The 10111-nt window shown below is 51.0% G+C and carries 14 protein-coding genes; 3 read left to right on the top strand and 11 right to left on the bottom strand.

The features are described from left to right. Both GS535_RS04035 and GS535_RS04040 read right to left on the bottom strand, forming a co-directional pair. Nucleotides 1-695, bottom strand: a 695-nt coding sequence (locus tag GS535_RS04035) for a phage antirepressor KilAC domain-containing protein (RefSeq protein WP_160799154.1), incomplete at its 3' end; no start/stop codon positions are given. Continuing rightward, on the bottom strand, nucleotides 692-844 hold the full coding sequence (locus tag GS535_RS04040; protein ID WP_160792539.1) for a hypothetical protein: 153 nt from the start codon (nucleotides 842-844) through the stop codon (nucleotides 692-694). The genes GS535_RS04035 and GS535_RS04040, both read right to left, overlap by 4 nt. 225 nt (nucleotides 845-1069) lie before the next feature. Between GS535_RS04040 and GS535_RS04045 the strand changes: the two genes are divergently transcribed. Further along, nucleotides 1070-2125, top strand: a complete 1056-nt coding sequence (locus tag GS535_RS04045; protein WP_160792540.1) for a hypothetical protein — start codon at nucleotides 1070-1072, stop codon at nucleotides 2123-2125. 17 nt (nucleotides 2126-2142) lie between these two features. Beyond that, on the top strand, nucleotides 2143-2625 hold the full coding sequence (locus GS535_RS04050; protein ID WP_160792541.1) for a hypothetical protein: 483 nt from the start codon (nucleotides 2143-2145) through the stop codon (nucleotides 2623-2625). Here GS535_RS04050 and GS535_RS04055 read toward each other — a convergent pair whose 3' ends face one another. The 8 genes from GS535_RS04055 to GS535_RS04090 all read right to left on the bottom strand — a co-directional run bounded on the left by GS535_RS04055 (nucleotide 2626) and on the right by GS535_RS04090 (nucleotide 9408). Continuing rightward, nucleotides 2626-3255 (bottom strand): Gp138 family membrane-puncturing spike protein, encoded by a 630-nt coding sequence (locus tag GS535_RS04055; RefSeq protein ID WP_160792542.1) that lies wholly within the window; start codon nucleotides 3253-3255, stop codon nucleotides 2626-2628. Continuing rightward, nucleotides 3239-4330, bottom strand: a complete 1092-nt coding sequence (locus GS535_RS04060) for a hypothetical protein (RefSeq protein WP_160792543.1) — start codon at nucleotides 4328-4330, stop codon at nucleotides 3239-3241. Before GS535_RS04060 ends, GS535_RS04055 begins: the two co-directional genes overlap by 17 nt. Continuing rightward, a complete protein-coding gene (locus GS535_RS04065) occupies nucleotides 4327-4626 on the bottom strand; it encodes a phage baseplate plug protein (protein WP_160792544.1) in 300 nt (99 codons plus the stop codon). Before GS535_RS04065 ends, GS535_RS04060 begins: the two co-directional genes overlap by 4 nt. Beyond that, entirely contained in the window at nucleotides 4623-5324 is a 702-nt protein-coding gene (locus tag GS535_RS04070) for a hypothetical protein (protein WP_160792545.1), read from the bottom strand. The genes GS535_RS04065 and GS535_RS04070 overlap by 4 nt, the downstream gene beginning before the upstream one ends. Then, nucleotides 5321-7228, bottom strand: a complete 1908-nt coding sequence (locus GS535_RS11015) for a hypothetical protein (protein WP_202401647.1) — start codon at nucleotides 7226-7228, stop codon at nucleotides 5321-5323. The genes GS535_RS04070 and GS535_RS11015 overlap by 4 nt, the downstream gene beginning before the upstream one ends. 123 nt (nucleotides 7229-7351) lie before the next feature. After that, entirely contained in the window at nucleotides 7352-7804 is a 453-nt protein-coding gene (locus GS535_RS04080) for a phage tail assembly chaperone (protein WP_160792546.1), read from the bottom strand. Nucleotides 7805-7807: 3 nt separating this feature from the next. Next, complete coding sequence (locus GS535_RS04085) at nucleotides 7808-8245, bottom strand: phage tail fiber protein (RefSeq protein WP_160792547.1); 438 nt, start codon at nucleotides 8243-8245, stop codon at nucleotides 7808-7810. Continuing rightward, nucleotides 8245-9408 (bottom strand): DUF3383 family protein, encoded by a 1164-nt coding sequence (locus GS535_RS04090; RefSeq protein ID WP_160792548.1) that lies wholly within the window; start codon nucleotides 9406-9408, stop codon nucleotides 8245-8247. Before GS535_RS04090 ends, GS535_RS04085 begins: the two co-directional genes overlap by 1 nt. A 110-nt stretch (nucleotides 9409-9518) precedes the next feature. On the opposite strand from GS535_RS04090, the gene GS535_RS04095 reads away from it, so the two are divergent. Continuing rightward, entirely contained in the window at nucleotides 9519-9902 is a 384-nt protein-coding gene (locus GS535_RS04095; RefSeq protein WP_160792549.1) for a hypothetical protein, read from the top strand. On the opposite strand, the gene GS535_RS04100 is transcribed toward GS535_RS04095, so the two are convergent. Next, on the bottom strand, nucleotides 9859-10111 hold a 253-nt coding region (locus GS535_RS04100), incomplete at its 5' end, for a hypothetical protein (protein ID WP_237442193.1). The two genes, GS535_RS04095 and GS535_RS04100, sit on opposite strands and share 44 nt — an antisense overlap.

The following is a 10111-nucleotide window of genomic DNA, read 5'->3' on the forward strand; positions in this document are numbered from 1 at the left end:
GTAATCATGGGCTGGCCGTAGGTTTCCCGACCCGTGGTTTTATGGAAGACCGTGACCTGCTTTACATCCATATACCCGTCCTTAATTGGCTTTGCATAAGCGAGCTTGCGGCCAGAGGATGAATGCACATAAAGCCACTTGATCGGGCTTTGCACGAGCTTCTGGATGAAAAGCTTTTCAGGCCACCCGCACAGTTTGGCGCTATCACGGAGAGTGAAGAGACCGTCTGTGTTGGCGAGTTCATCGAAGGCGCTGGCTTTGGGGAGTACATCCTTTAGTTGTGCATCGCGATCCTTAATCGTCTTGTCTGCCAATTGAAGGGCACGAGCCATGAGCGTTTCGGGGGTGTCCTCTTGGTGCGTTGCCATATACCCGCCATGCTTGCGGATGGAGGGAATGACTTCAGAGGTAAGCCATTTCTTGAAGCGCTTGGCTTCTGCTTTGCGACTGGTGAGGACGAGAGACCAAAGGCCGGACTCGTTTATGATGGTTCTTTCAGCGTTGAGATTCCCACTATCGGTAATAACGATAGTGGACTTTTCGTCCGTATCGAGCCGTTTTGCTGCATCGGGGGCATTGCGAATTTCTAAAACGCTGCACACATCAGACAGAACCCACCAAGGTTCATTGTTCTGTGTAACGACCCGCACATCTTTTCCTTCAAATGTGAAGGGAATTAGGTTAATGTCCGTCATTGGTCAGCTCCTGTAGCTGGTTGTGTAGAGGCGTTGGTGGACGGTTTGGCGATTTGTCCCAGCGCCTCTTCTTTTTTCATTTCATTTCTCACCATAAAAACCACTTGGGCGTTCATAGTGCGTTCATTTTTCTTGGCCTCTGCTGTCATCAATGCCCAATTTAAATAGTACTGAATTGGAGGCGCTGCTTGATATTTGGGCAGAGGCTTTGAAGCGAATTAAGCAAGAAGAAATTAACGAAAGAGAAGCGCAAAAGGCGAAAGAGTGAAGAATACGCTTTTTAGTAGGCCGCGCTAATTCCTCTGCACTTGCGAAAACTCCCATCTCCGCTATGGATAGGGAAGACATTTTAAAAGTAGAGAAAGGGGCGGCGTGTGCAGATAAAACCTATTTGGATGGCCTCAATGGCGGCATTATTGGTGTCGTTCGGCATGTCTTCCCACGCGCAAGAAGTCTCTTCTCCAGAAGCCCGTGCATGGCTTCAAAAAACATTCCCTCAACAAAGTTCTGAGGGACATTATCTTATCTCTTCAAATGTGCTGGAGAAGAGCGGGAACTGGTATTGTGGTGAGGACAATGAAAAGTTCTCCTGCCGTACCATAACAGTTTTCCCCTCTATGTCGTTCTCCGTCTCAAAAAAGGGTGAATTTGATGTCTCTCTCACGCCCCCGACTTCTGCTCTAAAAGATGCCGAAAACATTAATGACATTTCACTGAACTTTTCTAATGGAGATACCGTTTATATTAGACATACTTGGAATTTTGACCGAGAGGGCGACGATATCCGCGCTTTTATCCATGCCCTAACATCATCGAAAAATGTGAACCTCACCTTTAATGGCGATATGCAAAGATGGACATTGCCCTTATCCGGGACATCGCGTGCTGTAGATAGCATGGCCTTTTGGGCAGCGGAACACCGTGTTTCTTTGCCGTTCCCATTCTATCAAGCAAAGACGGCAGAGGCGGCCGACGATGGCGCTGTATCCTTCCATACGGCGCAGGCTGCGGTATCGGGGGAGGAGAAGCATGGGCAAAATAACATTGGTTCTGCTCTTCCCATGAAAGATAAATCCCCTGCGTTAAACAAACATTCTGGTAGTTGTCATGATGATTGGAGGGCTTGTAAGGATATATCTGATATGGCGAATAATTGGTCAGGCTATAACCGAATTCGATCTGAATGTGATGCTCATACAGATAGCTATTCCAAATATGGTAGTGTATCGCTAACGAGCATTTTTCTAGGTGGTTCTTACTCAAGCTTTTTCAATGGAAGTCTTAATAAAGAAAGTGTGGAGGTAATACTTATGGACAATATGGCACATGTTCCAGATAGAAACGGAAATATGCGCCCTATGAAAGCCTCCTGTTTTTATGATGTTACAGATGATAAAATTGATAACATTGTATTTGATGAGCGTGACTGATTGAAAGTATCAGAGAAATGAAAAAATTACTTTGGGCCGTTTCTATACTAACAGCAGGGTTGGTTAATGTCCCCCTTGTAGCCCATGCTCAATTAACGCCGGAACAGGCGCGGAAAAGTTTAGCTAAATCCATGGGTGTGCCAGAAAGCTGGGGAAAAACAGGATTTACGTGTGGCCCTAATGGATGCCGTCAGTTTACCCCTAGCGAAGTCGCCAATAATCCAGACAATTCTCCCGAGGTGCAGGCTATGAGGCGATCAGCTACCGCTCGTCTTCAGGCTGAGGGTGAACTTCATTTGCGCCGTATGGGCATGACACCGGAAACAGCGCGCAAAGGTATTTGGGCAACTTCTCATAAACCTAACAGTGCGTGCACTCGCTATATTCTTCAGCTTACAGGAGATTATGATGGCGGTTTCCGGGAGGCTTATGATAGCGATCAAGACCTCATAATTCACATTGAGCGCTCCGGAGTTTGTGAGCGGCGCAATTTGAAGTAATTAGCTTGGTGGCTCGGTATTGCTACCTCCAGACTGCACGCCGCCGTGCGTGTGATTTTTAAGAGAAATTCCGCCGGCCTTCATATCGCCTGACGTTTCAATATCGCAGTTGGCAGTAATTTTAGAGGCTTGAATGTCCACGGTGCCGGGTGTGACGATACGCCATCCGTCTGAAGTAGCTTGGATGAATTGATCCGGCCCGTTATTGAGGAATCCACCTACATAGATGCAATCTTCCAAGGAATGTTGCCGGAACGATGCGGGAGGAGCCGGGGCGCGGGTCGTGATGGCGTGCGTCATGTCGCGCCCTGCTACGATGATAAAGCCGATGTCTCCCGGCTGTGGGTCAATAATCAGGGCTGAAGTTCCGCCTTGGATGCGAAGATAAGGCACGTTGTGAATGAGACCGCGTGGGAAAGGGCGGCCCACAGCGTCTTGCTGATGCACCATAGGCTGAACATCTACTTTGCCTGTAATAGAGGCTCCACCAGCATCGACGCTTTCAACGCGCACTAAAATAGACGGGCCTATGTCTGTCAGATGGCTGTGAACCAGATTGTCTATAGCTGATTTAAGGTTCCCACCTGCGACGGATTGGTTGAGATAAGGGGAATTAGACGGGGATGGCAAGTTTCTCTCCTAAAATTGTGCGTTGGCATTCAACATGGGTGAACCACGGGCCACCCTGTATCTCTGAAGAAATTTCGTGGGTGATGGAGACGGGGAGCCAATAGCCATTCCACGGAGCATTTGGGTCGGCAATGAGCTGCCCTTGAGCGTTGATCCCAGAGCCATGATGGGAGTCTGGCACCCAACCGGCGGGGGTATAGCTGCTTTTTAATTTCAGGGGTTGGTAATAAGCAAGGTCGGGCCGTAACAGGCAAGAGAAATTGACGCCCGCACGGCTATATTGCGGATAGTCAATTAGCCCTGTTTTTGATGAAACGAAGGGAATTTCGTTCTTTAAAAGTCCGTCCGTAACGCCGCCATAGGCAGGCCCCCAGACTTCTACTAGAGCAATAAAAGGAGTTCCTGTTTGGTTGCTAGGCGCATTGAGAGGGCTGTAATTGAATGTTCCACGACATGTATGCTCCACCACTTTCCGTATCATTTGAAGGGTGCTACCTTCGAGATAGGTATTGTGGATGATCGCGTGTCTATCCCACCCACCATGATCAATAAATTGTAACCCTGCGGCTGTGCAGATGTCGGATAGGATAGAGACGACAGAGTGTGGGCCGCGATAGCTGATGGGGTCTGGGATGATCCCGTAGAGAAGCGTGCTGGTCATCGCGTGGAGGTGGAAGACCGGGTCAGCGTTGGAATAGGATGCAAAGCCTTCTGTGATTTGGCCCATAAAAAGCGTGGTCAGCGGTTGGCCATAATCCCCAACGCGGACAATGACGGTGGAGTTGCTTTGGTTAATCGTACGGGGGTTTTCCACGTTAGGTTGGTTAGCGACGAAGGAGAGGCGGTTCATGTCGTTCATCGACATGCCCCAGATGTCCATCGCAAGTTCGCTGCCGATGCTCATGCCTGCGTGGGTAACGGTGCCCCGAATGCGGTAGTCGCTTTCTAGGGTGAGGCTATCGGTCGCGCCGTCAGTTCGGACGATGTTAAAGGTGACGGCGATTTGTTTTCGGGTAAAAGATGGATCGGGCGGGGAGCGGCGATGGCCTTGGACGGTCATACTTTCAGTCGTCATGACGCGGTGTCCTCAAACTGGAGCACAAAGCGGGAGACTAGGCCGGTATAGTCCGGGTCTTGGCTTCCCTGTGTGTCGGTAAAGGTGAGTGTGCCTTGCAGGGGGCTTGCGGGGTTGCGGATGATGTCGGTGCCATGAAGGCAGAGAGCGCCGAGGATGAGTGGGCGGGTCTGTATGGTCAGATCGAGATAGAGGCCTGATTGAAGCTGCCTGAGCCAGAACGTGTAGCTCTGGCCTGCAAGGGGGCAGGTGAAGCGTTGTGCGGGGATGGGCTTGAGAGGGATTGTGATGATCAATAGATCTCTCCTACTTCAATTTTGGGCTGAACATTCCCGGCATCTTGCGTTTGTGCGCCCTGTGGGTGTTTCGTCTTTACCCATCCCGTTTTTTTGCTCTGCCGGACTTCCTGCACTTGAACGTCCACGACGATCATATCGACCCCGCCCTCTGCTTTACGACCGACGCGGTAGCTGATGATATTGGCGTGTTTGTAGATCCGTTCAGGGGTGGCGATATAGTAGAGGGTGGTGTCTTTCACGAGGGCTGCGAGAGTTGTCATAAAGTCGCGCCGCACTTTGTCGGGGCCATCCCCGAGGATTCCTTTCACGAAGCCGGGCAGAAGGTTTTCACCAATATTCCCCGTCTCTGAGCCGTCGCAGATAAAGCGGATTGTTGCCGTGTAGGGTTCAAAAACCTTGTTGTAGCTAACAAAATTTCCCTCTTCCTGCGGGGCTGTGGAGATGTCGGAGCGTTCGGCAAATTCCAGTGCCTCCACATGGGCTGCAGAAAGAACTTTCTTGGGGCCTTTGGTGAATATGTTGGAGACATCATCCCCGAGGACATTGCCGACCTTTTTGAGAAAGCCGGTTGTTTCTTGTGCGGGGTGGGAGAAAATCCCCCATTGTCGGGCGGCGCGCTGGATGGCCCAGTTATCTATCGCACCACCTGCAAAGGATGAGAGCGTGCCAGAGATGTCTGTTAGGGCTTTTGTCATCCAACCCTCCCGCCTTGATAGCGCTGCAGGGCATCAGATGTGCCTTGGTAAGCCATTTTCCCTACCTCTTCTGGATGGTTGTTCGTGCCATTCACAGCGATGTTGATGGTAGGTGAATGGGTGTGAGTATGCGTGGTGTGCGTATTATGGTGCGTTACCTGTGAGGACGTCACTGGGACGACGCTCATAAGTCCTGCGATACGCTCTACGTTCTGCCCGTAAGGATCGTGATTACTGTTTTCGACACGAATAATCCCGTGCATGAGAGCAGCCATCACGCGTGGCGATATTTTCCCGAGATGCTGATCTTCCCCCACTTTGAGGTCGTGAGAAACGGTATGGATGTAGTCCTTGGTTTTGTTGTTGTCATTTGGCGGGGCATATTTGCTGATGATAGCCCTTACCGTGTCCAGATGGTCACGCCCGTTATAGAGGCTAATCTGGGTCTTGAGGGCCATGAGCCCCTCTGTCGCGGTCTTAAAAACCGCAAAGCTGTGTTTGGGGTCGTTGAAATTTTCAGGCGTTGCTCCGTTCTGATGAACAAAACGAAGATTGCCGGGATTATTGTTGCGGATACCTCGGTCATGATAGGCGGTCGTGACTGGTTCTTGCTGTTTCCCGGCCTCAGTGGAGGGCGTGGGCTCTGGAGAGTAGATTTGCGTTGGGGAGGAAGAAGGGCTTTGTGTTTCTGTTTCTTCCGAACGACGCTCCTTTACGATGCGCGCACGCTCACTATCTAAATCAGCCTGATCGGCAGGGGCGAGAAAGTGTGGGAGCCCCGTGCGGTCTTCCCAATGTTTTCTAGCGTCATTATCAGAGATATGGCTTTCTTGGGCGGTTACTCCCTCCGTATTGACGCCAAAGAAAGTTTTCTCAGCGCCCGCATAAGGATCGTCTGGAGCATGCCCGGTTTCTTTCACATCTTGCTTTACGGCTTCGCCAACCGTTTCTGCAATCATGGCGGCAGGCATAAAGCCTAAACCGCCTGATCCGCCTCCTGCGGCCCCTGTTATTGCTTTAAGAGCAGTGAGAAAGCTGCGAGCTGTCAGGATTGCTGAAAGAGCGGTTAAGGTAACGGCAATATGTTCTATCCCCTCAGCGATGACGTCAGGATGAGCTTTTTCAAGGGTAATGAGGGCTTGCATAAATTGATGGATAGAAGGCTCAAGATCGCTAAAGACCTGCTGCATCACTTGATTGGTGTTTGCCTTGAGTTCTGTCCAGTCGGCAAGGAGCTGTTCACCCTGTCGCACTTGATCGGGGGTGGGGCCAATGTTGGCAAAACTGTTTTTGAGCCCGTCATAATCTTTACGCGTTACGAGGTTCGTAACGGCTTCATCGCCACCCGCTTGCCGAATATAGTTACTCAGCACCCCACGATTGAGTGACTGGGCTGTTTTTGAGTGAGCGAGCTGGTCGAAAATATCCGCTCTTACGTTATTGTTCTTGTCGATAAAATCTGTGTTCAAGAGCAATCCGAGGGATTTCAGCTGGTTCACCCCCTCATTGGTGCTGGCTTTGTTTTGGATGTTCGTGAGAAAGTTATCGACACTTCCCTCATTCGCTCCAGTTGCTTTCATCGTTTCATGAAGCTGCGTGAGTTTTTGTGGAGCAATATCGAGCTGCCGGGAAAGGCTGCCTAGAGCTGTATTGGCTCGGGAAATATCCTTAGTAAAAGCGGCAATTCCAGCACCTCCGGTGAAGAGAGCAAGAGCCCCCATAGCTTCCTGTCGAAAAGCAGCGAACGTATCCGCCCCTTTCTTGCCGGACTCTACAAGGGTATCTGTACTTTTTTCGGCACTTTCATGGACTTTTTTAAGGTTTCCTTCGGCTTCTTTAACGCCTTTTGTTAAGCCGGTGCCGTCCATACTAAGTTGTATGGTGAGGGTATCAAGAATAGCCATTTACACGCTCCACTGCGGCTACTTCCCAAAGAAGCCACATGTCTTCACTGTCATAGAGTGTTTGTAATTCGTGCAACGTCGCCAATTTTGAGCCGATAACGAGAGCCAGCGGAGCGGAGACGTTTATGCAGCGGGTGGGTTTTCGCCCATCGTTGGAATTCTCAAAGCCGCGATCAGAGGATAAATCTGGTAAATCGCGGCCTTGAAAAAATCCATATTTAGCTTAAAGGCCTCCGTCCGCAGTTCCGATAAAGTGTTGGCGTCTTGAATATCGGCTTCAATAAGGGGGGCGGGCTCAGTCTTAGGGTCGCGTTGGATTTTCACGCAGTTCATAAGACCTTGAAAGGCGGCGTCACATTCGTCATCAGTAAGGTGGCCGAAGAGAGCCATGCTCTGGCCAGATAGCCCTGCAATACCGCTTTCTAGGGCCTCACGCGGCGTTCTCGCTCCAGAGCGGGCAAGTGCACGCACAACATTACGTGCCCAACGATCTGCTGTGAAAGCGGGCATACGGGTAATAATGAAGACTTTGCCTGCATCATTACCTTCTTGTGGGCTCCATGTAATACTCTTCATGGCTTAAATCCCTGCTGGCAGGACGTTTTCCCACCGGATATGCACAGCTCGTTCCTCGATCAGCTCGCCACCATTGGGAGTAGCAGCCACGTCAAGCACACAGCCAGAAACGAACGTATATTTCCTTTCCAGACTAGGGAGTGTAAGCTCACCATTGAGCGTATAAACCGTTCGGGCTTGACGTGATGCAACCTGAATGGCGTCGAATACATCCCATGTGTTGCTATTGGGTTGGAAGGTCAGCGTCATATCATAGGCTGACGGCACAAACCCTTTGTTGAGTTTCCCGTCAATTGATAAGCGCGTGTCAGAGAGCTTGAGCGCTTGGGCTTCCCACGCTCGGTTTGCTGACCAGTTCTCTAATATAATCGGCGCGTTGAATAGGGTTTGAACGGTTAATGTGAACGTGGCATCGGCGGAGGTAATCTGGCGTTCTGACATTATTGCGCCTCAAGGCTGGCTAGGTTGATGGATTGGACAGATTGTCCGTCGGTGTACCAGAAGCGGCAAGGCGGGCTGCCTCGTGCGATGCGGACAGAGGCCGGGGTTGAGGAGGCATTGGGTTGGAAATACCAGCCGCGCGTTTGCACCGTATCGCTGATAGACGTGCCTGCTGCACCGTCAATCTGCTGTTTTTGAAGGTCTGTCAGCGCCACACCGGGGCGAATGGCGCCAAAGCTGACGGCTTGATTGATGGTGTTCTGCACCGCCGCGCTAATGAGCCCGTCACCTTGCGTGTTGTAAGGAATTTGCCCCACATTAAGCAGGAGATTGATGAGGTCAGATTGGAAGGATGCGTTGAGCCAGACTTGATTGATATAGCTATCAGCCCAGAGGAACTGGCCTGACACCGCGCCATTGCTGACCCATTGCCAGTCGCCAAGGCCGTTCGCGTTTGCGCCGTAGAAGGAATAGCCGTTGGCGATAAGGGCATCTGCCTGTTGTCCGTCAATCGCGGCGGGCGTGATGGCCCCATTGCGGCGGAAGCACAGATTTGTGCGGCCATTGGTCGCGCTGAAGTCCAGAGACGCCATCCAGCCGAGGCAAAGGGCGGAGACGAGCGGGTCTTTATAAATGGCGGTTGTGCCTTCTGGTGACTGCTTTTTCAGCCACGCGCCAAAGCTTGCGCCACTTTGTGGGTCAAGGGCCTGCTCATCGGTATCCCACGGGACATACCAGTAGCGATCAGACTGGGCGCTTGTCCATGTGGCGAAGGCTTGCTTTTGGGCAAGGCTTGGCTCCCAGCTTGTCGTGAAGCCGGTAAAGCTCTGCGTGGCGGCTGTTAGCGCGTTCATCAAAGACGCAGGGTCTGTGTCCGAAGCGGGATCAACGCCGTAGAAGTAGAGCGTGTTTGGCGTTTGTGTGGTGCCACGAAAGCCTGAGAAATACACGTTTGCCATCTGAGCTTCGATGCTTGCGGGTGTGAAGTCCGCCGCTACAGCCGCGCTGGAGCCATAGGCCCGGATTTTCCCATCCGGCAATGCTTGCGTGTTGTTGGTGAGGATCATTCCGTTGATAAACGACACCCCGCCTGCGGAGGTAATCGCGGACGGGGTGACTTTAACGGTTTTGGAAATGGGGATAGCCCCCATAAGACTGCTCATAGGGTAGGTTCCTGTTGTGGTGGGAGAGCATGTATGAGCGTGTAATTGCTCAATGAACGACGCTCCTTTAACGAGGGGGTAGGGAACGTTTTTTAGAAAGGGACACTCACATGAATTCGAGCTGTGCGTATCTTAGAGAAGTAGCTTCTCGCATTGAGCATAACGACGCAGAACATATACGCCGTTTTGGGAGTCTCAATGTTGGTGTTGGGTTCCCAAGTGGGCCGACGCCAATAGAACAACAACGTATGTCAGACGGCGAAAAGCATGATGTAAGGCAAGAATACGAGGCGAAGATTTTGCGTCGCATCATCTGTGCCCTGTTATGTGAGACAGATAAAACGGCGACCATTCTACAGAATACTATTGAACCGTTATTGGACGGGCCGGGGCATAAAAAAGATTTCCCAGTGATATTACGTGATATTCTTGATGGCTGGGAGCATGACATTAAGACTTACGCTGATGATAAAGCTCGAGGAGAATCTGATTAAGGGCGTACGTTCCTGCGTCACTGACATCGTTGCGCGTCTTCTTAGTAAAATGAGGGCGCAAAAGGGAGACGGACAAACGCAGGAACATACCCGCCAATACAGCGCGTAATGAGACGCGGCCTATCGTCCAACGTGTCACGTAAGCGGGATAGCCAACAAAAGAAGAGAGAGTGTTCATGATAAAGTTTCCGTTTTTGTAAGAAGCTTGT

It is taken from the genome of Saccharibacter sp. EH611, assembly GCF_009834765.1.
Lineage (GTDB): Bacteria > Pseudomonadota > Alphaproteobacteria > Acetobacterales > Acetobacteraceae > Saccharibacter.

Bases quoted from the DNA above. Each gene is read 5' to 3' on its own strand.
- GS535_RS04040 (WP_160792539.1), bottom strand. From the start codon at position 844: ATGACAGCAGAGGCCAAGAAAAATGAACGCACTATGAACGCCCAAGTG.
- GS535_RS04050 (WP_160792541.1), top strand. From the start codon at position 2,143: ATGAAAAAATTACTTTGGGCCGTTTCTATACTAACAGCAGGGTTGGTT.
- GS535_RS04060 (WP_160792543.1), bottom strand. From the start codon at position 4,330: ATGACGACTGAAAGTATGACCGTCCAAGGCCATCGCCGCTCCCCGCCC.
- GS535_RS04070 (WP_160792545.1), bottom strand. From the start codon at position 5,324: ATGACAAAAGCCCTAACAGACATCTCTGGCACGCTCTCATCCTTTGCA.
- GS535_RS11015 (WP_202401647.1), bottom strand. From the start codon at position 7,228: ATGGCTATTCTTGATACCCTCACCATACAACTTAGTATGGACGGCACC.
- GS535_RS04080 (WP_160792546.1), bottom strand. From the start codon at position 7,804: ATGAAGAGTATTACATGGAGCCCACAAGAAGGTAATGATGCAGGCAAA.
- GS535_RS04085 (WP_160792547.1), bottom strand. From the start codon at position 8,245: ATGTCAGAACGCCAGATTACCTCCGCCGATGCCACGTTCACATTAACC.
- GS535_RS04090 (WP_160792548.1), bottom strand. From the start codon at position 9,408: ATGAGCAGTCTTATGGGGGCTATCCCCATTTCCAAAACCGTTAAAGTC.
- GS535_RS04095 (WP_160792549.1), top strand. From the start codon at position 9,519: ATGAATTCGAGCTGTGCGTATCTTAGAGAAGTAGCTTCTCGCATTGAG.